The following is a 26,475-nucleotide window of genomic DNA, read 5'->3' as shown; positions in this document are numbered from 1 at the left end:
CATTAACGATCAAAAAGGAGAGGCCATTGTTAAATGATATTGAGTTTATTAATGGTTTTTCTACTGAGTTGAGTGATGATTACCGTTTAGCTAAAAGCTATGTCCGCGATATTCCTACTCAAGCGCTCGTTTATATTAGGAGCTTTACTCATAAGCTGGCCGCTCAATTGGCTCAACTGCACGATATAACATTTACCTCTGCAAACTTATATGATCGTATCGAACAGCTAAATCAGCAGCGGGTGATTGATGTTGCAGCCGTGCGGGCGTTACACCGTCTCCGCACTGACGGTAATCGCGGCGCCCATCCTGAAAAATATCATTTAACTCAAGTTCAGCTTATTAATATAGCTGAAAAGTCGATTCATCATATTTTGCAGTTAATTGAAAAACTGTATCAATCTTTACGTCATTGCACTGCACCCCATTATCAATTTGAAGCTTTTGACTCCTATGCTGGTCGCGATTTATGTTATCGCGCAGTGATGCAGAATGACTCCGAGGCCCAGTATTTAGTTGGCATGTCACTTAAAGCCAAAGGCTTGATGTTGCAAGAACAGGAACATGCTTTGGCGCAAAGCATTGACGATGCAAGTTCAACAATATCAAAAACCTTAAACTCAAGCTCAAACGCTTCAATGGCAAGCGAGCAAACCTCAGCGGATGTATTTTCGCAAGCTGCTCACTGGTTTAGTCTTGCATCAGGGCGACATCAAACTGCATTATTTGAACATGGCGTGAGCTTACTACATGGTTACAGCGGTAAGGTAAATTCAGCAGAGGGTGAACGGTTTATTGCACAAGCGGCGGAGCAAGGTGTGGTTAATGCCCAGGCTTTGTTAGGTTTCTTCTATCTGGTGGGAAGTGACCAATTCGAGGTTGACATTAACCAAGCCGAAACATTACTAACCTTGGCCGCGAACGCGGAAAATGCCGAAGCAATGTCAAACCTTGGGGTATTGTTTTATCAACATCAACAATTCGAACAAGCCTACTTATGGGTAAATAAAGCAGCACAAACGGGTTATCCTCATGCACAATATCATTTGGCGTTAATGTTGGAGCAAGGTCAAGGTTGTAATGTTGATATAACTAAAAGTCAGCAATGGATGCAAGAAGCCGCAGAGCAAGGTCAATTAGATGCAATGTTACGCTGTGGTAGTGATATTTTGCATGATGACGCTGCCAGTCAGCAACAACTTGAAACGGCTGAACACTATTTACATCAAGTGATTAAGTATGGCCGTAATGTCACCGCAATGATTGAATTGAGTGTGGCTTTAGCTGACGGAATTTTAGGTCGTATTGATGTGGTGCAAGCTGCGTATTTATTACAGCAAGCAAACTTGCATGCTGATGATATTCAACGACAAGTCATCGAACCATTATGGCAGTCATTATTGATGCAAATTGACAGTGTGATTGCGCTTAATCCAACAGAAGCGGAATTGGCTGCTTTACAACAAGCTAAACGCTTTCTTGGATAAGCCATGTTGTTGCCTCAACGATGGCATGTCCTCCTATTGTCTAGAAGTACATCACGCTCAGGGTGTTAATACCATGCTCAATAATTTTCTGAACAATTAAGAGTGGTGCAAGCTTTTCAATTTAAGGCTCACTTATACCAATCCTTATTAGAATATGATCTATTTTAGGTTGCGTCACTAGGCCCAGTACAATGAAAATGACTGTAGGTGTAGTCTTCTACATCAAAGTCATTTGAAGCCGTAATGGGGGTTGTGACACAGCCCCGAAGGGCGAATTTATCAGAGTGGTCTTCTTTGTTAGCCTTTTTTAACGTACGACTGCATGGATGCAGGAGGTAGAGCAACGCAGGAGCAGTTGCCGAGAACGACTATGTCTTCAAAAGGCTGCCTCGAATACCTCACTGATAATTTTCGCTAAAAGAGCAAATTCTAATGCGGATTGGTATTAAATGGCCATTATTTAGGTTAAGGCTACTAAGGTTAAGTTATTCCTTTTCTAAGTCGTTATCAGGAAACAATGGGATAGGCCTACATACTCCGTACCCTTGTGCAAAATCAACTCCCATTTCATCAAGTATTTCTATAATGGATTGATTTTCTGCAAATTCGGCAATGGTAATTTTCCCCATGATATGACCGATTTGGTTAATGGTTTGAGTAATCGCTCGGTCGACCGCATCATTTTCTAAATTTTTGACAAAGCTACCATCGATTTTCAGATAATCAACGGGTAGATTTTTTAGGTATCCAAAAGAACTTGAGCCTGTACCGAAATCATCCAACGCAAATTTAACACCTATTTCTTTACATGCTGTGATGAACTCGATTGCAGAGTGCATGTCTTTCACCGCTGATGTTTCTGTTATTTCAAAGCAAAGGCATTGTGGTTCGATATTATATTCTATAATTTTATGTTTGATATATTCAAATAAATCCAATGAGTTAATAGACAATCCTGACAGGTTGATGTTGACTATCAATGTCTTGTTCTGATGAATTTTCTGCAAAAGGTGGAATCCAGACAACACCTTATTGATTACCCAACGATCAATTTTCGTGATTAGATTGTATCGCTCTGCAGCCGGAAGAAAATGACCAGGAAGAATGATTTCACCTTCATTCGATACCATCCTTAAAAGGACTTCAAGGTGTAAGCATGATTCATCATTTAAAGTAAGGGAACGATAGATTTGATGGTATAGAACGAATCTGTCATCTTTCAAGGCTGAATTAATACGTCCTACCCATCCAGTTTGGCTTCGTCTGTCGGCTAATTCTATATCGCTCTCTTTATATTGGCATACCTGATGGCGTCCTTGCTCTTTAGCCCAATAGCACGCAGAGTCAGCCTGACCTATAATTTCTTTGCAGCTAAAACTGTCATTCACTATTTCGGTAAAGCCTATACTTATTCCAACTGTATATATTTGCTTTTCCCAGACCATCTGGAATTTTTCAATGGCATTGAGTAACGTTTGAGCTATTAATTTTCCTCTAGTTTCATCACAACACTCAAGAATTAAACCAAATTCATCACCTCCAAGACGGGCTAGGGTGTCGTTTGCACGTATTTTGGAGGACATGATGCGAGATAATTGTTGGAGCACATCATCTCCTGCACTATGCCCACATGAATCATTTATTATTTTGAAGCGGTCGAGATCCATGTAGTAAACGATGTATGTTTGGCCATTGTCAATTGTATTATCTATGGCCTTTGTCACTCGGTTTTCGAATTCACGGCGATTGACTAATCCCGTTAACAAATCATGTGTAGCCTCCCATGATTGTCGTTCAAGATATTCTCGGGCAACAGTGACATCACGCAAACATAAAACACCCCCAACAAGCTTCTTTCTCTGGTCAAAAATAGGCGTTGACCGTTCTTCGACTGCGATTTTGAGGTCTCCCGATATTTCGAGCATACTACGTTCGTTGCAAGTCGCTACAGAGCCAGAATGTAAGGTTTCTTGCAGGGTGCTGTCAATTGCAAATCCAGTGTGCATATCTGTGAGCAGAAGATAATCTGCTATGCTCTTTCCTTTTAACTCTGCGAATGGTTTGCCAAGCATTTTCTCTGCTGGCAAGTTTAAATAGATAAGATTGCCATTAATATCAGAGAGTAATATTGCATCGGCAATAGAATGCAACGTGGTTACAGCCCGCTCTTTTTCGGTATATAATTCGTCTGAAATTTGTTGAAGTGCCCTGATAGGCAATAAGCGTAGAACAAGTAAAATGAGTAAGGCTAAGACGAAACCAAATAGGATTGCTAACAGTATATTTTTATATAGCGTCGAAAGTGATGCACTAACAACGATATTTCCAACAATTTTATCAATATCATAAAGTGGATAGCTGCGTTGCACCGTTAAACCGGTTAGAGCCGTCCCAGATGAAGTGATGGTTTCTCCTTCTGGATCGAGTATCTGAATATATTCGTTGTCCAATCGCACTGGCTCTCTACTGAGTACACCTTGTAAGCGGTTTTCAGCATACATCCATGTGTCTGGAAGGGTTGTGATTAAATCAGCCTGAGCATTGGCTTTTATTTTAGCTTTAAAGCTGAGTGATTTTGTTAGGTCGTTATATGCCGTTAGCGCGTACCCTACAGGCAGACTAATACCGACCAGTAAGGATATTAACAGTGCATAATGGGTTAACGTCTTCGCCAGTCGGGTATCTTGAGTAGATAGCATCTAATTCAACCTATTCAGGTATATAATTTCCATTGCTCTCCAAAATCTCTTTTCCTATTGGAGAGTTAACAAAGCTAATAAAGTCAGCAACATAACCCGGAATGTTTTTGGGAAGAATAAAGTAGAAATGTTTGATAATAGGGTAGCTACCTACAATGCAAGTCTTTGCTGTTGGCTTTACGCCGTTTAGCTTTAATGCATGAATAGATCTTTTTTCAGAAAGGATTAATGCCAAGGTTGTTACACCGAAACTACCCGGAGTTTGTTCAATTTTTTCGACAGTTTCTTGGTCGGTAGATGCAAATAATAGCCCTGTGCGCTTTTCTGCAAAGTCGATAGCATTTTTTAGTTCTGGGGACAGTTGTTCCAGTTGTTTGGTATTGTCATCGTCATGTTGACGGATGATTGGGCGAACTAAATCTCCGTTCGACCATACGGTTTGTTCGCCATTATAAATATCAACAAGTTCATCAATAGAGATATCGGTAACATCTAAATTATTTGATACCGCAATTACTGTGGGGGTACGAGCGTATTCAGTTACGCTAGCCTCTGCTGTAAATTCCGTTGTTTTGAATCGGCGAGTACTTAACCCAATATCTATTTTACCACGAGGCACGGCTTTAATTGCACCGCTACTACCAATACTGGGCAAAACAGTAATGTGTATGTCTGGATTACGTTCGTGGTATGCTTTGGCCAGTATCTGCATTGTACCTAGCGCGTTTCCTGTACCACCAATGATAATATTTTCTGCCCATACAGATGAGCAGAAAAATACACTAAAGAAGGCCAGCGAAAAACAGGATAATGTTATCCATTTTTTACATGCTAAAAACATAATCACCCTCTTTTTATTGTATCAATAACCATATCCAATTTATTATCAGTTACTTAAAGATATGGTAAGTGTTTAAATCCTGTTATCTGCACTCAGAGTTGTTATCTCATTAACGAGTATAGTCATATCATGCATAAGTGGTGTAATTACAATCACTCTAGCACTTTAAAACACTATTCGGGTGAGTATTTGACCATTTAAAATTCATCAATTTATTCACTTTCTTATAGCGAAAACATGTTACCTATACAAATATGGTTAGTATAAGTAAGGCTTGTACGAAAAAGGTCAATAAATAGATTATTAGTCGACATGAATAATTAATATCATATCTATATAAATCGGCCGACAGTAACTTTTCTTTATCAGTAAACATCTTCATCAATAAGTGTCTACACAATTTATAATGGCAGATAAATTTCAAAACCTCTTATATAAAATGTAAGACGACCTAAATCATAACGGTAGTGAGCCATTTTATAGAGACTCTGATTTTTGTGATGAATTCGGGTAAACCTTGGTTCTAATATTCACGAGAAACAATGGGTCGTCAGATTCCTAGTAGCTAAAAAATCTAATATGTTAATAAAGACGTATGTGAAATCAGAAGTGCGACGACACTTTAATATCTCCGATAAAAAAACTTACTTAAATAAGTGGACACGAGTGATGGAAGTAGAGTTTATCGGTTTCAACCAGTCTTGGTTGCTATGTAGGGGTAGGATAAAAGAACACGCTTTAGCGGAGGGTTGAACCATATTCTGTGGTCAAAGCTGTATAAAAACAAATAGGCGGCACTTGGTTACAAGTGTCGCTTATTTGGTTAATGTGGATTACTCATTCATCTTACACTAAGCGTATCCAGCGCTTAGTGTAATTGTTAATCCGCTTGGTGTTCAAAAGTACGGCCGGTGTGTTGAGACTGATTGGTTTTAGCTCGAGTAAACATCTCTGCGTAAGGCGCTGTTGTTTCGCGTTGCACATTGGCGTTACTTTGGGAAAAGTGACCTTGTTGAGTCTGTGATTCACGATGAGTTGAATGGTTATAATGAGATTGGTTATTACCAGATTGGGCAAAGGCTTTACTTCTCAAGATTTTGTTGCCGAAAAGTTGGAAGGTAATAAAGCTTAATAAGCCCAACATCAATAAAAATGGTAGTAGCACAATGGTGGTGAATGCGATGCTAAATAGCATAAGTAATGCCAAAATTGGATTCATAGTCGAGAACCGATTTTTTAAATTGGCAGTGTGGAATGATTGATTAAATTTCATAGTAACTCCTGAATGCACTTAGCTTGAAAATGAGTGCCTGAAAAACGTTACCTATACATCAGTAACGATTATTTAAAATACAGTTTGCAATATATAGACATAATATGTCACGTTAAACCTGGTTAATGTTTACCCCAGAATAAACATTACATTTGATTGATCCTTGAAATAACAATGATGAATCTTCGTCAGGGCAATGATGATAAAACTAAAACGTCGTATTTATTGAGTATTTTGCTCAATTAAAGTACGTGGTGAGAATTACGTTAATGACAATAAAAAAGGGTAAACTTTATGTTTACCCTTTTGGGATATAGCTAATTACTCAATTATTTGGATGATTATTGTTCTTTTTCAGCCAATTTCCTTAGCACTTTATTATGAGTGACATCATCTGGCGCTTTACCTGTGGCACCGATTTCATCGCTGCCATGGCAAGCTAAACAGCTGCCAACTCGACTGATCCGATCCATTTCCTGCTTATTAAATGGACGAGCCCCTTCATGTGATGTTGATTGAAGTTGTTTACCATTTTCATCAACAAAACGTTCTAGTTCAAAATCGATAGGGGCTTTTCCATCAGGAAAGTTTCTGTTGATATCGTATACGCCGCTACCTAAGCCCAACACTTTAGGGTTGGTATGACATTCTTCACAAGTACGTGATTTTTTACTCATCGTATGAGGTTGGATAGGGTTATGAGAAATACCACTGGTACCATCTACTGTGGTGTAGGCTTTATTGCTCACGATAGACTTTTTGCCATCAACTTGGGTTAAAAATACTTGGCAACCTGGCACAAAAGTGGATACTTTCCCTCGATGGTTAATACCTAATGCTGGTGTTTCCCAGCGTACATAAGAGCGAGATTCACTCCAACTAAAGGCATTTTTAGCAAGGTTACCTTTATTACCTTGTTTTGATAAATCATCACCTGTACCTTCTAACCAATCACCATTAGGCTTACCGACGTCTTGCTTAGCATGACAACCATAACATTGTGGTGCCCATGCTGCGTGGCAGGTAGAACACTCCATTTTTTCCATGTGGCTGGCAATTTTCACCATAGCAACATAGCCTTCCTCTGACAGCTCTATGCTGTTCAGTTGCGGTACATCTAACTTTTTACCGTCGTTTTTAGTGGTTAAGGTAACGGTTTTCCCTTCGCGTTTAAGATTATTTAATGGTACGTCGCGTGAGGTTTTTAATGTGGCTTCGGTAGTAGGTGTACCATGACAAGATTCACAACGAATTTCTAAGGCATGCTCTTTTTTTGTGTATAAATAACCATCACCGTGCATTTCGTTTTTAGTATGACAATCGATGCAGCTCATACCAGCATCATAGTGCAAATCTGCTTCAAGGAAGTTGTAATGTTTACCATGCAACTTACCTTGCTTGTCGCCGTCTTCGGTATAAGGTGTACCATAACCGTCAGATTCCATCATACCTTTATAGCTCACACCAGTACGTCCACCCCGATTATGACAGTGCTGACATTGATCAACTGTTATTTTTTTTGTCAGTTGATGCTTGCGAGGGCGATCTTTTTGGGTTTTATCTATGGCTTTATCGCCACCTTCATAGGTGCCATTGTTACTGTATTCAACATGGCATGCCGCGCAGCCTGATGCTCGGTAATCACCATCACGTTGATGGCCGTCACTCCATATATGACAACGTAAACACTGGTTGCGAAGGTAATCATCACCAGGGGAGTTTGTGTTTGACTCTGGCTTAGTCGGGTCGTAGCTTGGTATTTGAGTTAGGCTATCTACCGTACCTTCGCGGCCAGTTTTCAGAGCTTTGACATCATAGGTGGCATAAATTGCATTGCGATCTTGGCTTGCAAAATTATAACGTGTGCCTGAGATCATTCCTGCCATCGTTGCGTGAATAGAGGTTTTCGCGTTATCAACTTCATCAGAGTGACAACTGCCACAAGTTTTGTCTATCACTCGTAAGTCTGTTGGGTTGGCCCACATATCCGTGTGCGCTGCTTTCATGTTAGTGGCGATACCATCGCCATTATGGCAATCAACACACGTTAGATCGGCCATACCAGCGACTTCTGAAAATTGTTCGATGCCATTATGACAACTCATACAGCCTTTATCTTCATCCCATTCTGCATTTACATTTAATGTAACGGTTGCAAATAGTGCAGATATGGCAATGAGAGAGAATATTTTCATCATTTATTCCTTAAATATCATTGAAATAACCTTGCTTATAGTGTGTTATTACTATCGTATATAAATAGAGGTATGTAAAAATATTGTTTCATTTATGTGATCAAAATCCAGTAGGCTTAGTCTTGAATAGATATTGAATAGGGGGACGCAATAAAAACGGTGACGTTAGATAATTAAAGCCAAGCGGCAATTTAAGAGTCTATGTCACTGACTTATCTATAATGGTTTTGCTGCCGGGATGTTTTATTAATAGGTAAGAATATATTTAGTGTAAATCAGAAGCGTTAATCTTAATTCTCTACAGGTTAATTATTCTACTATTTTGACGTGAGGTTATGATTTTTTCTTGTTCATGATTTAGAAGTTCATGATGAAGGTTATGATATTTATTATTTTGTGAGTGAGATGATAAAAAAGGCGATGATGAAGCTGAACGATGGGGCTTCATGTATTGGCGACTTAATAGGGTCATGCCAATGAAACCAACCAAAATAAACAAGAGTATTAACGGTAGTAGCAACAGAAAAGCTAATAGGATCGTGACCGCTGTGGTAAATACAGCTATTGGGCGCATTTTTCTCAGTCGTTGAATGAATTTATGCATGCTATTTAATCTCAACATCCTCACCCCTAAGTGAGGCTAAGCTTACACATTAGCTCATGTGGTTTGCTTGATTTTCCTGGGTATTATCATTAAATGGTTTTGAGTAATTAATTGGCAAAAAGTTCATAAATAGTGAAATTAGGCACTATTTATTCCCTAAAAATATTAACGACCTTTTTTAGCAATACGATTATTGGCAATGGCTTTTTCGACACTACTGAAAATCATATTTCGAAACCATTTATGCCCTGGTTCTTGATTATTTCGCTCATGCCATAAAAGTACATACGCCATTGGCATAAATTCAAATGGTAATGGAATGGATACCAGCGAATATAGTTTTTGTGCATGGTTAGCAAAGCTCGATGGCAAGGTAAAAATTAAATCGGTATTGGCACAAACGCTGGCTGCACCATAAAAGTCTGGCACTGTGGTTGATAAGTTACGATGTAAGCCTAAGTTGGCTAAGTGATAGTCTAATGCCCACCAATCGTTGCCTTCACATCTTACTTGTACATGGGACATAGTAAGATAGTGAGTTTGATCCCAATGCCCAGTGTTTACTTTTTGTAAAATAGGGTGGTTTTTGCGCACCAAGCAAACTTGATGATCGTTAAATAGGACTTGAGACTCAATACCTTCTGGTACTTGGTCAATATTGCTATCGGTTTGTGGATGGATGTCTCGACCAGCAATACCAAAATCGATTTGTCCTTGTTGTAAATCTTGCATCGATTTTTCTGTCCAGACATAAGAGTCTAGCTTTATTTGTGGGGCTTGCTGTAACAAGGGGCCGATAAAATAAGGTATTAGTGTTTCATAGGCACTTTCGACCATTGAGAAAGAAAAATGGCGGTTACTGTTTTCTGGATAGAAAGTGGGGGGTTGAGTGAGTTGATATAGGTTTTGAAGTATTTGCGGTAATTTTTGTCTTAACGCATCTGCATGAGCGGTTGGTTTTAATCCATGTGCAGTACGTTGAAAGAGCGGGTCGTCTAATGTTTGTCGTAAACGATTAAGGCTTTTACTTACCGCTGATTGGCTAACATGTAACCGATGTGCTGCTCGGGTAACGCTTTGCTCTTCAAGTAAAACTTGAAGAATCACTAGCAGATTAAGATCGACTCTAGCAAGGTTATCTAAATTCATGTGATATTCTCAAATGGAAATTCACTTAGGATTTTATATCATTTCTGTTCATACCTCCATTTGACTTATTATAGCGCCCTATTAAGGGTGACCTTTGTGCATTTAAAATTTGAGAGATAGAAATACATGCGTCGTAATTTATTACCACTATTAATGTTTATGGTGCTGTTAAGCCCATTAGCCATTGATATTTATCTCCCATCTATGCCTGCAATGGCATTGGAATATGGTGTTTCTAACGGTGAAGTGCAGTCTACTTTAGTGTTGTTTTTGTTTGCTATGGGTATTGGGCAAATTCTAATTGGCCCATTAGCGGATCGTTTTGGTCGTAGGCCTGTCGCATTATTTGGAATTGTATTCTATGGCATAAGTAGTTTATTAGGTGCTTATGCGGTTGAATTTGAATGGTTGCAGATTGCCCGTGTTTTTCAAGGGTTGGCAGCTTGTTCCACTTCTATTGTAGTATTTAGTGCTGTTCGTGATTGTTATGATCGTAAACAAAGTGTATCGATGTACAGTTATCTTAATGGTGCCATTTGTGTTGTTCCTGCCCTCGCACCAACCTTAGGTGGATTGTTAGCCCTGCAATTTGGCTGGCGCTCAACATTTATTTTTATGACTTTATATGCCGTTTTAGTATTGTTTATTGTAGGATTTCGCTTTCCTGAAACCCGCCCCTTAAATACTGACAGTTCAGGGCCTCTATACCGTTGGAACCGCTATAAACCAGTTATTGGCGATCCTCATTTTATGTTCTACGCCAGTTGTTGCATGATCGCGATGGCATCGATTTTATGTTACGTGTCTTATGCTCCAGTGTGGATAATTGGACATTTAGGTGTTTCAGAACTGACCTTTAGTGGCTTATTTGGCCTTAATGCAGCGGTAAATATTGTGGCTTGTTTTGCCGCTCCAGTGTTGATTAAGCGTATTGGGAATCGACCTGGTGTGCTGATGGCGTTATCGTTAATGTTGATTGCCGCCATTGTCGAAGCTGCGATGTATTTTGTTGGCCCCCATGAAGGATTAGCTGGCGCGGTGGCATTTATGGCTCCCATGATGATTTTGTGTGTTGGTTTTGCCATTTTACTCGGCCCAGCAACCAGTATGGCGTTGTCGGCTTTCGGTGAGCGAGCAGGAACTGCGACGGCAATGTTAGGGTGTATTCAGATGAGTGGCGCGTCAATACTGACGGCATTGATCCAACTAACTGATTTACCAGCGCCTTACGCAATATCAATTGTTATGGGGGGCTTTAGTGCGATATTTTTGATCATAATGGCAATGAAACGTTTAAGTCACCTACACCATGAACAGTTACAACACGATTAAATAAACGACATGATTAATGTCACCTTTAACCCGCTGAGTGCTAACCACATTCAGCGGGTATTTTTTTAATTTTTATTTAAAAACGAGCATTTATGGCAATGCCAATATTAGTTTCTGAATCGCTATTGTACTCACCATTATCGAAATAATGTTCTAGCGAAAACTTAGCCGAAAATACATCTGAAAAATGCCAGAAGTAACGTGTATTTAAACCAGTTTCAGTGATGTTGTTGCTGTGGCTACTTTTATTTGAGTAATCAATATTACTGCTGCTGAAATCAGTATTTACATCTGTCCGGTAGTAAGTCGCACCCACTGACCATGCGTTATTGATATACCAATCTGCAAACACTGCAACAGTATAAATGTCATTTTCAAAGTTTATTTTAGAATCTTGCACTATAGTCGGAGTTGAGCCATCAACTTGAGTGAGCATTTCGTTGTTGATATATTGTGGGTTTTGATAACCTACAGCCCCAGTTATAAACACTCCAGCGGTTGATTGTAATGGAATAAAATGTTCGTAAGTTAACGTGATAGCATCAATGTTTTGGCTAAAATATGATTCAAATTCATATTCTAGATATGCGCCATTGTTAGATTCTGATTCTGAGTTGGTAGCGTAGTTCAAGGATAACTTTGAGTGTTCGCTAAAAAAATATCCAGCACTAATCTCGTATGTTGTGATGTCAAATACAGCATCATCTGCATTTAACTGGTTGACTCCAGCCCCCAAAAACCATTTTGAGTCAAAAACGTATTCTCCAGAGATGTTATATAAATCTTGGAAGTCAGTGGTGGCATAACGCGCAGAAACAGTTGAGCCTTGATTAAAGAATCCCGCCAATGCGTATGGCTTATCTGCTTGTTCAACCGCTTTAAAATAATAGCGATAATTGGCGTTAACTAGGCCATCCGCTTCACCTGATGAGTCTAAAAAACCGATTTCTGCTTCGTGGTGATAGGTATTATCTTGGGCTGCATATACAGGGATTGTGGCCAATGCGAGCATTAATGCCACAGACATCTTTGTTCTAGTCATAGTAATGGTTCTTCCTTGAGGTATTATGGTGTAGAGCGAAGTATAATGAACTCAACTTTACATATTTGCAACAACAGATTTGCAACAAAATTTAAGACAAAAAATGAGCAGAAGTTATTGTATCCATTGCCAATACCCAGAGTCAGCCTGTGTTTGCTATGCGCTAAAACGCGTATCATCTCAAACTGAAGTGATGATAATGCAACACCCGTCAGAAGTGGGTCATGCTAAGAATACTGTTAGGTTATTGAAACTGGCGATGCCGCAAACCCGGATTTATGTGGGTGAGGTGGCGGAGGACTTTGTTGAGCTGCAACATTATTTAGCGGCGCAAACCAAGCCAATTTATGTGGTTTATCCAAATGAGCACAGCCAAACAGTGGCCGAGGCGGGCGCGAGTGAGGCTGCCATTATTATTTTAGTCGATGGTACTTGGCGTAAGGCGTACCGAATGTTACAGCTTAATCCGTGGTTAGGTGATTATCCGTCGCTTCACCTTGAGGTCGAGGATGAGTCGCAATATATCATTCGTAAAGCGAAACGCAGTGACAGTTTATCAACTTTGGAAGCGGCTGCTCACACGCTGATTGCATTAAATCCAAATGTGGATGTTACACCAATATTTGCAGTGTTTAACGCAATGGTGCAACATAAGTTAACAGCTATGCCTGCTCAGGTGCGTGCGCGGTATAACGTCGATAACATCAAAGGATAGATAGCATGAAAAATCGGCTGATAAGCTTATTAGTTATACTGGTAACCGCAAGTTCATTCGCATTTGTTACCACTGCGGCTGACAAACCACATAAAAAAATGACCTTGGCTGAAAAAGGTGAGCAAGCGCGAATTGAGTCGATTGAACTTGAACAAACACAGTTACAAAAAGCCCGTGATGCCGCCAAAGCGACCAAGTTGCGTGAGCAAGAAGTGTTAGCAAAGCATCAAGGTAATGACTGGGAAGCGAAGCAACTCGAAAAAGCCCGAGCCCAATCTGATGAGCGCTTAACTCGTCAGCAAAAGTATTTACAACAGGCGCAAGATGCGGCTAAGCAAACCCACAAAATCCCCAAAGATCCCAAAACGGTAGAACCCGTTTTATCAGAATAGACTCAGTATTTATATCACTTTTTAACTCGCCTATGTCGGAGTCTCATTTGTCATCTTGTCCTTTATGTCATTATGAAACAGTTGCTTTTCATCAAGATAAAAAACGTCCTTATGTTCGCTGTCCGCAGTGTTTGCTAGTGTCAGTCCCATCAGCATTTTATTTAGATAAAATAGCTGAAAAAGCCCATTATGATTGCCACAATAATGATGTTGCCGATGCTGGTTATCAACATTTTTTATCTCGCACGTTAACCCCGTTATTAGCTCAGCTTACCCCTAACGCAAAAGGATTAGATTTTGGTTGTGGCGAAGGTGCAGTGCTAAGCCAAATGGCGGCTAAGCAAGGGATTAGCGTAGCCAATTATGATTTGTTTTATCACTTAACTCCTCAGGTACTCACCCAACAATATGATTTTGTCTGTTTAACCGAGGTGATAGAGCATATTGCCGATGCGCAGTCGTTAGTGGAGCAATTAAGCCAATTATTGTTACCTGGTGGCATATTGGCGGTGATGACCAAAAGAGTACCTTGCGTAGATACATTTACAAATTGGTCTTATAAAATTGACCCCACTCACATCAATTTTTATGCGATAGAAACCTTTGAATGGATTGCATTACAACAAGGTTGGCAGCTTGAGGTTATCGGCAGTGACGTGGTGTTTTTTCATGTCCCACTCTTGAGTGAAGAACTGAGTGAATCGCCGAGTAAATAACTGAGTAAATAACGGTGTAAATAGCCAAGTGAAAAGTTGAGTTAATGCTTGATCAATTAGCTGCTAGTTCAATCTACATGTCGTGTGTTAATAAATAGATACAATTGACTTGTTATCAAATCATTAAAATATTTAACAATCGCATCATTTCAAGGTAGTTTTGTTGTACTGATAACAATAAACCGGATTCATCATGCGTCTAACCTCTCTTGCTTTGCTGCTTACAAGCGTCTTTGCATCTAGCGTTTACAGCACATCCACCGTGGCTAGCGTGCCCAATGCTGCAGAGCTAACCGCTCAAGTCGAAAATAAAGTGATTGCATGGCGTCGAGATTTGCATCAGCATCCCGAGTTATCTAATCGAGAGTTTCGCACCAGTAAAGTGATTGAAAAGCACCTCAAATCACTAGGGCTCGAAGTGCAAACAGGTATTGCCCATACAGGTGTTGTGGCAATACTTAAAGGTGGTAAGCCTGGGCCATTAATTGGTTTACGTGCCGACATGGATGCACTACCAGTCACGGAAGTGGTTGATTTACCTTTTGCCTCTAAAGCCACTGATACTTATCGAAATCAAACTGTAGGAGTCATGCATGCCTGCGGTCATGACACTCATGTGGCCATGTTGATGGGGGTTGCCGAAAACTTAGTAAAAGTAAAAGACAGCTTGGCAGGTGACGTGATGTTTATTTTCCAACCTGCCGAAGAAGGAGCTCCAGCAGGCGAAGAAGGCGGCGCAGAGTTAATGCTTAAGCAGGGCTTGTTTGCTAAGCGTAAGCCTGATCAAGTGTTTGGTATGCATGTCACATCAAGCATGCCATCGGGTATGATTGGTTTACGTTCAGGCCCCGCTATGGCGAGTGAAGATTCATTTACCATTAAAGTGCTAGGCAGACAAACCCATGGCTCACGTCCTTGGGGCGGAGTTGATCCTATTGTGGCATCAGCGCAAATTATCAACAGTGTACAAACTATTATTAGCCGCCAAGTAGATATTACCAAAGCGCCTGCAGTGGTCAGTTTTGGGGCTATTAATGGCGGTATTCGTTCGAACATTATTCCTGACGAAGTGGAGTTAATCGGTACTATCCGTACATTTGATCAAGATATGCGCGCAGAAATCAAAGTCAAATTGGCTGAAATTGCCACCAATGCGGCTAAAACGCTTGGTGCCACAGCGACAACAGAGATCCAACCTGGTTATCCTGTCACGGTTAATAATCCTCAGTTAGTCAGTAAAATGCGTCCTGTTATTGCTTCTGTGGTGGGTGATAACATGTTAATTGAACCTGGACTTATCACTGGCGCAGAAGACTTCTCTTACTATGCACTTGAAACGCCAGGGATGTTCTTTTTCTTAGGCGTGACGCCAGCAGACCAAGATCCAAGTCAGGTTGCCAGTAATCATTCACCGGCATTTTATGTAGACGAAAGTGCGCTAAAAGTGGGTGTGCAAACCATGACACAAGTTGCCTTAACCGCATTAAGTGCAGCACAATAACCCTATTTTAATAACCCATTTTTTATAAACCATTTTTATAAACCATAGTACAAGAGCTCAAAGGAGCTAGATATGACACGCAAGATAATAGCGTTGTTGATGACCATAGGCCTATTAAATGCGCCTACGGTATCAGCGACACAAGCTGAAGACATTAATAGTTTTACCTTGGATAATGGCATGAAGATTATGGTATTGGAGGATAGCTCTATTCCTAATGCCAATATGTATATTTTTTGGAAAGTCGGTTCGCGAAATGAAGTGCCTGGAATTACGGGGATTTCACACTTTTTTGAACACATGATGTTCAATGGTTCTAAAAAGTTTGGTCCGAAAATGTTTGACCGGACGATGGAGGCCGCTGGTGGCGCCAACAATGCTTATACTACTGAAGATATGACAGTGTATACCGATTGGTTTCCAGCAAATGGCTTAGAAACGATTTTCGATTTAGAAGCCGATCGTATCGCCAATTTAGACATCAATCCTGTGATGGTTGAAAGCGAACGTGGCGTGGTGCAGTCAGAACGTACCACAGGGCTTGAAAACTCTAACTGGCGCACTATTCAAGAAGCGCTTAAAAGTGTTGCCTTTGCAGCACATCCATACAGCTGGTCTGTGATTGGCTATGAGTCGGATATTGCGGCTTGGACCTTAGAAGATTTACAGCAATATCATAAAACCTATTATGCCCCTAACAATGCGCTAGTGGTGATTACCGGTGATGTGAAGTTAGCAGAAGTGAAAGCGCTAGCTAACCAGTATTTTGCACCTATTCCTGCTCAAGCTCCTCCAAAAGCGGTACGTACGATAGAACCAGAGCAAAAAGGTGAACGCCGGGTATTTGTTAAAAAAGAGTCGGTGAGCACACCTAATATTATGCTGGCTTACCATGTGCCTGCAACGAGTCACGCTGACTACTATGCATTGGATTTATTGGCGTCGATGTTAAGTGAAGGCAATAGCTCGCGTTTTTATCAGGCGTTAGTCGACAAGCAATTAGCTGTTGCGGCTGAAACCTATATGCCGATGTCGTTCGACCCTAATTTGTTTTATATTTTAGGTGTGGCGAATGCTGGTGTGAATGCAGAAACCTTAGAACAAGCCTTAATTGAACAAATCAATCTTATTGCTACTCAAGGTGTCACTCAGCAAGAACTTGAAAAAGTGAAAAATATTAAGCTAATGGATTTTTATAGAACCATGGAAACCATTAACGGTAAAGCCAATACCTTAGGGACTTATGAGCTGTATTTTGGCGACTATACAAAACTCTTCAATGCCCCTGAAGCCTATAACCAAGTCACACCGTCTGATATTCAACGTGTGGCACAAACCTACTTAATAAAAGCGAATCGGACTGTCGGTGTGCTCGCTGCTACTGAGGAGTCTGACAAATGAAAACCATAACTCACAGACGTATTAAAATATCATTATCGGCTATCGCATTGGCATGTAGTTTAAGCTTAAGTGGTTGTGCGAATACGCAGAAAACTTCAGTTGATGATGTTGTTGCTAGCCCTAGCTTTGCGATGCCGAGTTATCAATCGGTTACGTTAGACAATGGTCTAAACGTTAAGTTGATGGTGCAAAAAGAAGTGCCATTAGTGACCATTGATGCAGTGGTTAGAGCCGGAGCCGTGAATGATGTAACTTCGGGTATGGCTTATATCACCTCACAAAGTTTAATGTTAGGTGCAGCGGGTCAAGCTAAAGCCGACATTGAGCAACAGTTAGACTTTATCGGTGCCAGCATAGATACTAATGCCGATTTAGAAGGCAGTTATATTCGTGCCAATATGATGAGCAAAGATGTTGATATTGTGCTCGATATCTTTAGTCATGTATTGCGTCAACCTGACTTTGATAGCGCTGAGTTTGATAAGTTAAAGCAGCGTGAAATTGTCGGTTTGTCACAACAAAAAGAAAGCCCTCGAGCTGTAATTGGCCGCTACTTTAATAAGTTAGTGTTTGGTGAGCATCCTTATGCTAATCCGGTATCGGGTAATAGCGATACCATCGCTAAGCTTACAGTGGCCGAGTTACGTGCTTTTCATAAAGGCTATTATCAACCAAGCAATATGACCATTAACGTAGTGGGTGATTTTGATGTTGCCGACATGACCGTTAAGCTTAATAAAGCCTTTGGTGATTGGCAGGCAACAGAAACAGTGATTCAGCCAGATCTAAGCCAAAACTTACCAACATTAACCAAGCCGCGTGTATTGTTGGTCGACAAGCCTGATGCGATTGAAACCACCTTCTTAATTGGTGGTTTAGGTATTCGTTATGACAACCCTGATTATGTTGGTTTAACCGTTGTTAACACTATTTTAGGTGGTCGTTTTACCTCATGGTTAAATGATGAATTGCGCGTTAATGCCGGCTTAACTTACGGTGCCCGTTCTGGTTTTGACCCTTATGCACAATCTGGGGTATTTAAAATCAGTACATTTACTAAGTTATCGACAACCAAAGAAGCGATTGATTTAGCCTTAAAAACTTATGCGCGTTTATGGGAAAAAGGTATTGATCAGGCCACTTTAGATTCTGCAAAAGCCTATGTTAAAGGACAATTTCCACCTAAGTACGAGACAAGTGGTCAGTTAGCTGGTTTGTTGTCAGACATGTATTTGTATGGCTTTAATGATGATTTTATTAATCAATTTCAAGCCAAGGTTGACGGATTGACGCTAGCAGAGACTCAACGTTTGATTAAGCAATATTTCCCACAACAAAATTTACAGTTTGTATTAATTGGTAATGCGGACAAAATTGCTGAAGTTGCGGCGCAATATGGTGAAGTCACTAAAGTTGATATTACGGCAACAGGATTCGGTCAGTAAGTGTTAACTGATTAGTAGCTTGGTGGTATCGTATAATGGCTCACATTAGTGGGCCATTTTTATAGATAAGGATTTTTGCAGGAGGAGACGCTTGGTTAGCCAAAAAAGTTATTCAATATTATTGGTCACGACCAGCTTGTTACTTATGTACTCAGCATCTGCTTATGCAGGGAAAGTGACTTTAGATAGGTTTTGTAGCCAATTAGATGGTGAATGGCAAGGCAGCGCCGCCAATCCGAATGCGATGCCGAAAAAGGTCAGTACTTCGGTCATGTGCTCGGCAGATAAACAAAATTTATTCATTAGTGTTAGTCGTGGTAGCCGTTTTTCAAATAGCGAAACATGGTGGTTTAGACAACAACACGATCATATTTTATTACTGTATGCCAATGGCGTTAGTGATGACGTATCCCAAGCGTTGACACTCTATGAGCAAGCGGGCAGTTATTCATTTTTAGGTAAAGGTGAAATAAATCAGCGCCCAGCATTAGTGCAGTTGCAGTTTGATCCCATTACCGAAGGTGCCGATGCGTTAACTCAAGGGTGGCAATGGCAACAAAGCGCTCATTATTTAGATGACGACAGTGAAAATTATCAAGTCATTAGAGCCATTAGCTTACTTAAACAGTCAGTAGAGGCCAGTCAACCGACTGAATAAACTCTTTATCGCGAGTGATAAAGCTGATTCGCTGTAAGACAGATTAGCGGTAAAAAAAGTAAGCGATAAATAAGGCCCAGCTTAACAGTAATAATCCCATTAGTGACCACGTTAGCGAGTTGAATCTACTTTCTGATTCTGTATAAGACGTATCGGAATCGTCATCATTGCTGACTGACATATTTTTGTTTTTTTGCTGTTGTTTGCGTGCTTTGTCTCGATCGCGAGCTTTGGCTTTTTCACGTTTTTTGTATTCCGCAATACCTTTTTCAATCCCCGCCGCAATCAGCTTGGTTTGTTCTTTTGCTTGCCCAGGTTTTTGAGTTGCTTTGGCAATGGCTAAAGCATCTTGCTGGGTTTCGGGTGATAACGTTTTTTTCATTACTCAGCGCCTACAAAACCTAGTTGACGCCATGCTTCATAACTAATAATGGCGACTGAATTTGATAAATTTAAACTGCGACTATTGGCGGTCATTGGAATACGTAATCGCTGTGCAAGTGGCGTCGCATCAATAATATCCATGGGTAGTCCACGGGTTTCGGGGCCAAATAACAACACATCATTTTCTTGAAAAGCTATCTGAGTGTGAGGACGGCTGCCTTTAGTGGTACAGACTATAATCCGTTTACCTGCCATGGCCTCTAAAAACTCTGCATAGTTTTTATGGCGAGTCACTGTGGTTAGATCGGAATAGTCTAGGCCCGCGCGGCGAAGTTTCTTTTCTTCGAGATCAAAACCTAACGGTTCAATCAAATGTAACTGTGAGCCATTGTTGGCGCATAGACGAATGATGTTTCCGGTATTTGGAGCGATTTCGGGTTCATAAAGGGCAATATGAAACATAGCAACCTTATAGTGCGAAGCAAAAAAAGAGTGACAAATTATACCTTAAGCAAGGTATAACTGCGAGACGTTATCAATGCTGACGTTATCAAAATGAACGATACAGTGCGGATGATAATTGCTAATAGAGACTTGCATATAGGCTGTAACAGTTGCATAAAACACTGGTGATTTTATAGACGCCTTAGCGGTATAGCTAGCATATGGAGAAGTAAAAGTTCCATGACTATTCCTCTACCAACATCAGAGCTTAGATAATATTGGCACCACTTTCAGGGTCTCGTGATTGTGCAGCTTGTTGACGTATATCATCGGTATCGCTGCTTATGTCATCGCTAACCTCATTATGGGTATCTTCTAATGACTCTTGAGTTTTCTCAGTGTTGTGTTCAGTACTTTGTGTAGTATTCAGAGGTGTTTCATCTTGTTGATGTCCGTTGGTTACCAATTGCATCCCTTGAGGGAAAATGCGTTCGCGAGCATCGTCAGGCAGGCTGATCTGATTCACTTCATAAGCGCGCACCAGTAAGCGCATTAGAATTGAAGCCACTTTTGGAACACTGTGAGTTTCAGCATTGACCCAAAAATACACTTGCAGATTAATCGTTGATGAACCAAGGTTTTTTATCAGCACCTGTGGCTCTGGATCTGCGAGTACGCCGTGATGATCGCTCATAATCTCCATAGCGATATCCTGAGCCTTGCGGATACTTGCATCATAGCCAATGCCAATCACAAAATGGCCACGCATTCTCGGGTTGGCGGTAAGATTTTTAATTACGTTTTTATAGATAGTGGAATTGGGAATTTGGATATGATTTCCGTCGTAGTCGACTAACGTGGTAGCCCTTGCTGTGACTTGCTTTACTACCCCCAAATTCCCCTCAACGGATATTACATCACCTAATTTGAATGGACGCTGTACACTGAGTAGTAAGCTGGAAATAAAGTTTTCGGCGATGTCTTTAAAGGCAAAACCTAAAATCAGGCCAATGACACCAGTGCTGCTAATAATCGCAACTGCAAACTGAGTTAAGCCCGCAAGACGCAAGAATATATATAGCCCCAACAATATAATCAATACACTGATGCTGCGCTGCATCACTAAACGAATCAACTCACTTTTTGTTACCCAAGCTAAGGGGCTAATGAATAAGCGAGCTAAAGGGTGTGAAAGCCAAAATAGGAATAAGAATATCGACAGCCCTAAAGCCAAGCGCGGTAAATATAGTAAGGCTTTGTCCCAAAATTGCTCAGCATCATGTTGCAGGGGAGTCAAAGATAAGGGCTTGATAGGTTGCAAGTGAATGTTATCGACAACCTGAGTCACATCAGGTAAAGCGGCTATGGTTTGCAGTATACGCTCTTTACTCGCTTGCTCCGTGGCAGAGCCGCTTAGATTGACCACAGAGCCTTGTATTTCAATGTCTATTGCGCTGTTTGGATCAGTAATCTGTATGAGTTGTTTAACGGTGTCAGGCGAGGGCGTTGCCTGAGCATCTGTAGATACAAAGCAGGTAAGGCAAACAACAGTAGTGACTAAACCCCATAGTAGAATCCATCGACTTAATCTTGAGAATGCACTTTGATAACAGTGAGAAAAACTGTGTGAAAAAAAATTACAAATCATAAGATTATCCGAAAGGTATAGGCCTGTCATAATTTATACTAGCAAATAACCTTCAAAGGCACCAAAGGTTGTGAGAGTTATCTCCTAATGTTTTTGGATTATATTAAAAAGGCTTTTTCTCTGCTAAAAGCATACTAATAAGCCAATATATGAGATTTTGTTGTTGCTTAAAATCCTATCCTCATTAAGAGAAATAACAACAATACTTGAAATAGTGGTCTGGTAATTGCTACTTACTTTATGCCAATAAATACAAGTCAGCTAATCTACGTTGGGGTAACCGTTAACCTCGGCACATTAAAAATGGAGGAGATTATGGATTTATTACGTATTTTAATCGCAATTTTACTGCCACCACTTGGGGTTTTTCTGCAAGTTGGGCTAAGCAAGACCTTATTATTAAACATAATTCTAACTTTGTTAGGCTACATTCCAGGAATTGTGCACGCGGTATGGGTTATTGCCAAACGATAGTGGCAGCCAAAATAATTAGGCCTGATGGTGAAGCGGCTCAGGCCGCTTGCCTTAATCGGAAAATATTGCCAGTTAGGAGTAACTTTTACCTAGCAATGACATGCTTAATACTTAAATGTTTATCGTGTCAATGCTTTCAATGTTGATACAGCCGTGTGGTCTTATGAAGGTGAGCTTGCTGTTACCGATTCCCTGCGTGTTCAGAGGGAGTTGAATAACACCTTTACAGAGACTATTAGAATTACATTGCTTAAGTTTCGTCTTTTTGGGTTCGGCTAGCTTACTGGTAAACTGATATTGAGCTTAAGGCCTTGGCGCTGACCTGTTGGGCTGATAAGGTTTTCTGCCACTATACTGCCTTGGTGTAATGTAATGGCGGCTTGAGTGATTGCCAGCCCTAAACCCCAACCGCCGCTTTGCCTGTCTCTGGCAGTGTCGGGGCGATAGAAAGGTTTAAAAATAGCTTCAAGCTCTTTTGGGTCTATACCTGGACCGTCATCTTTTACTGTAATCAATATGTACTTGCCCACTAGGGCTGCGTTTATGGTTATCTGGCTATTGGCATAGTAAATAGCATTACGTAGCAAATTTTCTATGGCGCGGGAGAGAGTCTTCGGGTGTTGAGGAAGTTTCAGCGCCTCTGGTATATCAATCTGTAAATTTTTTCCTTGCTGCTCGGCTTCAAATTCGGCGTCATCTAATACTTGGCTTAAAGATTCCGCTAATTCCAACATCAATTTGTTTTCATGGCTGGCTAAGCTTACTCGAGAGAGGGTTAGCAATTCGCTTATTAGCGCTTCAAGTTGTAAGGCTTCATAGCCGATACGATCTAGCTCTTTACTTTGCTGCCCTTTTTTACGGCCTAAGGCCAAGGCTAATTGCAGCCTAGTAAGTGGAGTGCGCAGTTCATGGGATATATCGCCCATTAATCTTTGTTGATTGTTAATCATGGTTTGTACGGCATCAGCCATGCCGTTAAAAGCCTGTGCTAATTGGCCCATTTCATCACCACGATTTACGGTAGCTACATCGACTCGGCTAGATAAATCTCCTTTGGCAAGGGCATTGGCACTCTGTCTTAAAGACCGTAATGGCTTACTTAAATACCATGCGAGCAGACCGCATAATAGGCCCGATAATAAAGTGGCTAGAGCTGCTGTGAGTAGCTTATTGTCGGAAAAGAAGAAAAACCACGGTTGTGGATGGTTATCGGGAAAACGGCCAAATAATTGATAAGCTTTGCCGTTGACCTCAAATGAATAGGGGCCAAAAATAAGTTCGTCTCTAAATTGGTGACTAATTGGTTGCTCTGCTTCCTCTGCCATGAGTTGAAAACGTCTAAATCCTCGTGAGATCCGTTTAGTATTTAATACTTGGCCTTCGGCATCGGCTAAATATAAACGTAAAGGACCGCCTTCATGCTTATTACGGGGCTCATCTTGATTTCGTCGAGGAAACAGGCGTTGTAAGTTTCTATTTTCAAGTAATTGAGGCTCCTCTTGTATCTGCTCGGCGACATTTTTCAGGATGCGCTCAAGACTAGGAGGTAAAGGCGAACGGTCATGACTTTGCTGTAATAGCGGCAATAATGACACTAAGGCAATAATCAAGGAGCTGCATAGCCAAAATCCCAATAATAATTTAAAAAACAGTCTGTTAAATGGGTTGTTTTTTAGCATTATGGTATCCAAATATAACCTTTTCCGCGTAGGGTTTTAACTCGTGGGCGGCCATCTTGACGCTCTGGTAGTTTTTTGCGTAGGTTAGATAAATGCATATCTAAGCTGCGGTCAAATGGCATTAACTTTTTGCCTAATACGTTTTCGCTTAATGATTCTTTGGTGACCAGTTCGCCGGTTTTCTCGATTAAATTAAATAATAGAGAAAATTCGGTGCCAGTTAGAATGATCAGTTGCTCATTACAATAGGTTTCTTGGCGGGTAGGATCGAGGCGTAAATCACCAAACAGTAGCATTTCATTAGCTTGGCTGTCTTGTTGGGTGGTGTTTGCTCTGCGTAAGATGGCTCTAATTCGAGCCACTAATTCGCGGTCATTAAAGGGTTTTGGCAAGTAATCATCAGCACCGATTTCAAGACCCACAACACGGTCAATTTCATCGCCGCGAGCGGTTAGCATTAATACCGGCGTTTGTTTTCTCTGGCGCAAAGCTCGCAATACTTCAAAACCATTAAGTTTAGGCAACATAACGTCAAGTAAGATTAAATCAAAGTCTTGCTGTTGCGCCATCATAAGCCCTTGCTCACCATCATAAGCTTGGGTCAAGGCAAAACCTTCCAGCTCGAGTAATTGGCTAAGTAGGTCTGATAGACCAATATCATCGTCGATAAGTAGAATGCGATTCATAACTGTCCTCTGGCACAAAGAAAATCTGTATGTTGACGTTAACATACAGATTTTTTGATCAATTAAGCTTATAGCATGCCAAGATTAAATCATATCAACATTGCATTGTTTTACATTTAGCCAGCTTTATTTCTCAATAGATAACGTTTGATTCTGGCGATGATAAAGGTAAGAACAATAGATCCGAGGATCAGGCCTACCGAAAAGACTGCATTTTGCAATGAGCTAGGGTTAAAGACGAGCATACTGCCTAACCCTAACATCATAATGCCTGACATCAGTTTAAGCACTTCACCTTCTTTTTCGGTAAGTTTACGTTTACCTAGCGTCATAGAGAATACAATCACAATGGCAGCAAGTGGGATAACGTAAACCACGTTATAAGCAATGAGGTATAAGTAACGTTGCATAGTGTCGATATCTGATAATGATAACACTGAGGTGTAAATCATCGGGAAACCAGCAGTACACAGCAGCTCATAGGTGTTAGCTAAAATAGCCAAAATGGTTGAGCCTAAAAGCATCGCAGGTAGCGAGCTGGCTTTTGACAATTTACCCATTCGCTTGATAAGCGAGCCACGATTTTCAACGGACATTGATAGGCTAACGTCGCCACGACCATAAAAGTAATCTTTTATATTCACCAGCGCTGCGATTAATGCCAATACACCGGCACAAGTAATAATTATTCCACCGTCACCACCGCCAAGTACTTGGAATAAGTTAAGCCAAGCGCTCATAAATATAAAATAGATAAAGCCTGAGAAAAATACAAAAATCCCGCCCACTAATAGCATACGTTTGCGGCTGCCAGCATTAACCATAATGCTCAGTAAAAACAGTAGTACGAAAAAGGCGCAAGGATTAAAGGCATCGACACCCGCTAATACTACGGTGAGTACAGGTAATGACATTTCTTCAGGGTGTACGGCACCAATTAATGGAATGTCGACAGGTTGAACGCTTGGTTCAGGGACAATATCACTGGCCTGTTCAAACGACATGCCGCATGAACCTTCGGCTTGTGGGTTGTCACTATTGTCGCTACAGGTTTCAAATAAAGGGGGGGTTACGGTTTGAGTTGCGCCGAGAAAATCATCGAGTTTATCACCAACGTCTGCTTTACCACCTTGGCGTTGGTAGCAGTTAACTAAGCGCTCTAATATGTAGCGCCCAGTGACATCATGACTGTTATAGCCAACCACCGCCTCACCACAAATGGCGAAGTAGGGCACTGATTTAGGTTCAACACCCGTTTTTTTACCCATTTCCATGAGTTTATCGACGTTGCCGGGTTCGTTAATGGCATAATCGTGTAACTCTATCCAATCAAAACGTTCGTCTAAAGCATCAATAAAAGGGTGCGCTTCACGACAATGTGGACAAGTTTTAGACCAAAAGAAATGCAGTTTAACTATTGGCTGTTGGTTTTGCTGGCTATACCAAAGTGAGTCATCTGTTGATGCTGTGGTACTGGCTATTGAGCTTGGAGCCACGACAAGAACACAAAGAAGTAACAGTAATTGGCCAATCAATCTATTCATAACTTATTCCATAAAAGCGCTAATAAAGTGATTTTATGCCCTAATATGATTGCTGTAAGGATCAAGTATGAATAACGTTAACTAGCTCTCATTACAAGGATTCTTATCGTACAATATGCAAGATCGATCATGTCATAATAGTGCTAAAGTGTTAAGAAAAATACTC

Annotated in this window: 22 protein-coding genes; 10 read left to right on the top strand and 12 right to left on the bottom strand. The window is 40.7% G+C overall.

Annotated features, from left to right (window positions below; genetic code table 11):
* Positions 1-26 precede the first annotated feature (26 nt).
* Positions 27-1,487: a tetratricopeptide repeat protein gene (locus tag FCN25_RS08175; protein WP_137223670.1), complete on the top strand. Its 1,461-nt coding sequence runs from the start codon at positions 27-29 to the stop codon at positions 1,485-1,487.
* Between the two features lie 485 nt (positions 1,488-1,972).
* Here the strand turns inward: FCN25_RS08175 and FCN25_RS08170 are convergent, their stop codons facing one another.
* The 5 genes from FCN25_RS08170 to FCN25_RS08150 form a co-directional block, all read right to left on the bottom strand.
* Positions 1,973-4,186 (bottom strand): EAL domain-containing protein, encoded by a 2,214-nt coding sequence (locus FCN25_RS08170; RefSeq protein ID WP_137223668.1) that lies wholly within the window; start codon positions 4,184-4,186, stop codon positions 1,973-1,975.
* A 10-nt stretch (positions 4,187-4,196) separates the two neighbouring features.
* Positions 4,197-5,027 (bottom strand): PstS family phosphate ABC transporter substrate-binding protein, encoded by an 831-nt coding sequence (locus FCN25_RS08165; protein ID WP_137223666.1) that lies wholly within the window; start codon positions 5,025-5,027, stop codon positions 4,197-4,199.
* Between the two features lie 880 nt (positions 5,028-5,907).
* Complete coding sequence (locus FCN25_RS08160; protein ID WP_137223664.1) at positions 5,908-6,300, bottom strand: hypothetical protein; 393 nt, start codon at positions 6,298-6,300, stop codon at positions 5,908-5,910.
* A gap of 341 nt (positions 6,301-6,641) precedes the next feature.
* Positions 6,642-8,498 (bottom strand): multiheme c-type cytochrome, encoded by a 1,857-nt coding sequence (locus tag FCN25_RS08155; protein WP_137223662.1) that lies wholly within the window; start codon positions 8,496-8,498, stop codon positions 6,642-6,644.
* Positions 8,499-9,264: 766 nt separating this feature from the next.
* A complete protein-coding gene (locus tag FCN25_RS08150) occupies positions 9,265-10,248 on the bottom strand; it encodes a LysR substrate-binding domain-containing protein (RefSeq protein WP_137223660.1) in 984 nt (327 codons plus the stop codon).
* A 126-nt stretch (positions 10,249-10,374) separates the two neighbouring features.
* On the opposite strand from FCN25_RS08150, the gene FCN25_RS08145 reads away from it, so the two are divergent.
* A complete protein-coding gene (locus FCN25_RS08145; RefSeq protein WP_137223658.1) occupies positions 10,375-11,580 on the top strand; it encodes a multidrug effflux MFS transporter in 1,206 nt (401 codons plus the stop codon).
* Positions 11,581-11,656: 76 nt separating this feature from the next.
* On the opposite strand, the gene FCN25_RS08140 is transcribed toward FCN25_RS08145, so the two are convergent.
* On the bottom strand, positions 11,657-12,622 hold the full coding sequence (locus tag FCN25_RS08140; RefSeq protein WP_137223656.1) for a putative porin: 966 nt from the start codon (positions 12,620-12,622) through the stop codon (positions 11,657-11,659).
* A gap of 103 nt (positions 12,623-12,725) precedes the next feature.
* On the opposite strand from FCN25_RS08140, the gene FCN25_RS08135 reads away from it, so the two are divergent.
* From FCN25_RS08135 to FCN25_RS08105, 7 genes are all read left to right on the top strand, one after another.
* Positions 12,726-13,337 carry a tRNA-uridine aminocarboxypropyltransferase gene (locus FCN25_RS08135; protein ID WP_137223654.1) on the top strand — a complete coding sequence of 204 codons (612 nt, stop codon included), beginning with the start codon at positions 12,726-12,728 and terminating at the stop codon, positions 13,335-13,337.
* A gap of 5 nt (positions 13,338-13,342) precedes the next feature.
* On the top strand, positions 13,343-13,729 hold the full coding sequence (locus FCN25_RS08130) for a hypothetical protein (RefSeq protein ID WP_137223652.1): 387 nt from the start codon (positions 13,343-13,345) through the stop codon (positions 13,727-13,729).
* A gap of 47 nt (positions 13,730-13,776) precedes the next feature.
* On the top strand, positions 13,777-14,445 hold the full coding sequence (locus FCN25_RS08125) for a class I SAM-dependent methyltransferase (RefSeq protein ID WP_137223650.1): 669 nt from the start codon (positions 13,777-13,779) through the stop codon (positions 14,443-14,445).
* A 193-nt stretch (positions 14,446-14,638) separates the two neighbouring features.
* Positions 14,639-15,946, top strand: coding sequence for an amidohydrolase (locus tag FCN25_RS08120; RefSeq protein ID WP_137223648.1), 1,308 nt, complete (start codon positions 14,639-14,641; stop codon positions 15,944-15,946).
* Positions 15,947-16,018: 72 nt separating this feature from the next.
* Positions 16,019-17,347: a pitrilysin family protein gene (locus FCN25_RS08115; RefSeq protein WP_137223646.1), complete on the top strand. Its 1,329-nt coding sequence runs from the start codon at positions 16,019-16,021 to the stop codon at positions 17,345-17,347.
* Positions 17,344-18,792 carry a pitrilysin family protein gene (locus FCN25_RS08110; RefSeq protein WP_137223644.1) on the top strand — a complete coding sequence of 483 codons (1,449 nt, stop codon included), beginning with the start codon at positions 17,344-17,346 and terminating at the stop codon, positions 18,790-18,792. Before FCN25_RS08115 ends, FCN25_RS08110 begins: the two co-directional genes overlap by 4 nt.
* 91 nt (positions 18,793-18,883) lie before the next feature.
* Positions 18,884-19,450 (top strand): hypothetical protein, encoded by a 567-nt coding sequence (locus FCN25_RS08105; RefSeq protein ID WP_240778424.1) that lies wholly within the window; start codon positions 18,884-18,886, stop codon positions 19,448-19,450.
* Positions 19,451-19,493: 43 nt separating this feature from the next.
* Here the strand turns inward: FCN25_RS08105 and FCN25_RS08100 are convergent, their stop codons facing one another.
* From FCN25_RS08100 to FCN25_RS08090, 3 genes are all read right to left on the bottom strand, one after another.
* Positions 19,494-19,832, bottom strand: a complete 339-nt coding sequence (locus FCN25_RS08100) for a DUF2956 domain-containing protein (protein WP_137223642.1) — start codon at positions 19,830-19,832, stop codon at positions 19,494-19,496.
* Positions 19,832-20,296, bottom strand: coding sequence for a tRNA (uridine(34)/cytosine(34)/5-carboxymethylaminomethyluridine(34)-2'-O)-methyltransferase TrmL (trmL, locus tag FCN25_RS08095; protein WP_137223640.1), 465 nt, complete (start codon positions 20,294-20,296; stop codon positions 19,832-19,834). The genes FCN25_RS08100 and trmL overlap by 1 nt, the downstream gene beginning before the upstream one ends.
* Positions 20,297-20,546: 250 nt before the next feature.
* A complete protein-coding gene (locus tag FCN25_RS08090) occupies positions 20,547-21,926 on the bottom strand; it encodes a mechanosensitive ion channel family protein (protein WP_137223638.1) in 1,380 nt (459 codons plus the stop codon).
* A 315-nt stretch (positions 21,927-22,241) separates the two neighbouring features.
* On the opposite strand from FCN25_RS08090, the gene FCN25_RS08085 reads away from it, so the two are divergent.
* On the top strand, positions 22,242-22,400 hold the full coding sequence (locus FCN25_RS08085) for a YqaE/Pmp3 family membrane protein (protein ID WP_011635799.1): 159 nt from the start codon (positions 22,242-22,244) through the stop codon (positions 22,398-22,400).
* Between the two features lie 275 nt (positions 22,401-22,675).
* Here FCN25_RS08085 and FCN25_RS08080 read toward each other — a convergent pair whose 3' ends face one another.
* The 3 genes from FCN25_RS08080 to FCN25_RS08070 form a co-directional block, all read right to left on the bottom strand.
* On the bottom strand, positions 22,676-24,079 hold the full coding sequence (locus FCN25_RS08080) for an ATP-binding protein (protein WP_137223636.1): 1,404 nt from the start codon (positions 24,077-24,079) through the stop codon (positions 22,676-22,678).
* Positions 24,079-24,765, bottom strand: coding sequence for a response regulator (locus FCN25_RS08075; RefSeq protein WP_137223634.1), 687 nt, complete (start codon positions 24,763-24,765; stop codon positions 24,079-24,081). Before FCN25_RS08075 ends, FCN25_RS08080 begins: the two co-directional genes overlap by 1 nt.
* 116 nt (positions 24,766-24,881) lie before the next feature.
* Positions 24,882-26,309 (bottom strand): cytochrome C biosynthesis protein, encoded by a 1,428-nt coding sequence (locus tag FCN25_RS08070; RefSeq protein ID WP_137223632.1) that lies wholly within the window; start codon positions 26,307-26,309, stop codon positions 24,882-24,884.
* Between the last annotated feature and the right edge of the window lie 166 nt (positions 26,310-26,475).

This window comes from Shewanella sp. MEBiC00475 (assembly GCF_005234075.1).
Classification (GTDB): Bacteria; Pseudomonadota; Gammaproteobacteria; order Enterobacterales; family Shewanellaceae; genus Shewanella; species Shewanella polaris.
The sequence above is the reverse complement of the archived record's forward strand: the minus strand, read 5'-3'. Positions and strand labels throughout refer to the sequence as shown.

Excerpts from the sequence above, each read along its gene's own strand:
- FCN25_RS08145 (WP_137223658.1), top strand. The coding sequence starts at position 10,375 with ATGCGTCGTAATTTATTACCACTATTAATGTTTATGGTGCTGTTAAGC.
- FCN25_RS08070 (WP_137223632.1), bottom strand. The coding sequence starts at position 26,309 with ATGAATAGATTGATTGGCCAATTACTGTTACTTCTTTGTGTTCTTGTC.
- FCN25_RS08155 (WP_137223662.1), bottom strand. The coding sequence starts at position 8,498 with ATGATGAAAATATTCTCTCTCATTGCCATATCTGCACTATTTGCAACC.
- FCN25_RS08090 (WP_137223638.1), bottom strand. The coding sequence starts at position 21,926 with ATGATTTGTAATTTTTTTTCACACAGTTTTTCTCACTGTTATCAAAGT.
- FCN25_RS08100 (WP_137223642.1), bottom strand. The coding sequence starts at position 19,832 with ATGAAAAAAACGTTATCACCCGAAACCCAGCAAGATGCTTTAGCCATT.
- FCN25_RS08135 (WP_137223654.1), top strand. The coding sequence starts at position 12,726 with ATGAGCAGAAGTTATTGTATCCATTGCCAATACCCAGAGTCAGCCTGT.
- FCN25_RS08140 (WP_137223656.1), bottom strand. The coding sequence starts at position 12,622 with ATGACTAGAACAAAGATGTCTGTGGCATTAATGCTCGCATTGGCCACA.
- trmL (WP_137223640.1), bottom strand. The coding sequence starts at position 20,296 with ATGTTTCATATTGCCCTTTATGAACCCGAAATCGCTCCAAATACCGGA.
- FCN25_RS08165 (WP_137223666.1), bottom strand. The coding sequence starts at position 5,027 with ATGTTTTTAGCATGTAAAAAATGGATAACATTATCCTGTTTTTCGCTG.
- FCN25_RS08085 (WP_011635799.1), top strand. The coding sequence starts at position 22,242 with ATGGATTTATTACGTATTTTAATCGCAATTTTACTGCCACCACTTGGG.
- FCN25_RS08160 (WP_137223664.1), bottom strand. The coding sequence starts at position 6,300 with ATGAAATTTAATCAATCATTCCACACTGCCAATTTAAAAAATCGGTTC.
- FCN25_RS08080 (WP_137223636.1), bottom strand. The coding sequence starts at position 24,079 with ATGCTAAAAAACAACCCATTTAACAGACTGTTTTTTAAATTATTATTG.
- FCN25_RS08075 (WP_137223634.1), bottom strand. The coding sequence starts at position 24,765 with ATGAATCGCATTCTACTTATCGACGATGATATTGGTCTATCAGACCTA.
- FCN25_RS08115 (WP_137223646.1), top strand. The coding sequence starts at position 16,019 with ATGACACGCAAGATAATAGCGTTGTTGATGACCATAGGCCTATTAAAT.
- FCN25_RS08110 (WP_137223644.1), top strand. The coding sequence starts at position 17,344 with ATGAAAACCATAACTCACAGACGTATTAAAATATCATTATCGGCTATC.
- FCN25_RS08150 (WP_137223660.1), bottom strand. The coding sequence starts at position 10,248 with ATGAATTTAGATAACCTTGCTAGAGTCGATCTTAATCTGCTAGTGATT.
- FCN25_RS08130 (WP_137223652.1), top strand. The coding sequence starts at position 13,343 with ATGAAAAATCGGCTGATAAGCTTATTAGTTATACTGGTAACCGCAAGT.
- FCN25_RS08170 (WP_137223668.1), bottom strand. The coding sequence starts at position 4,186 with ATGCTATCTACTCAAGATACCCGACTGGCGAAGACGTTAACCCATTAT.
- FCN25_RS08120 (WP_137223648.1), top strand. The coding sequence starts at position 14,639 with ATGCGTCTAACCTCTCTTGCTTTGCTGCTTACAAGCGTCTTTGCATCT.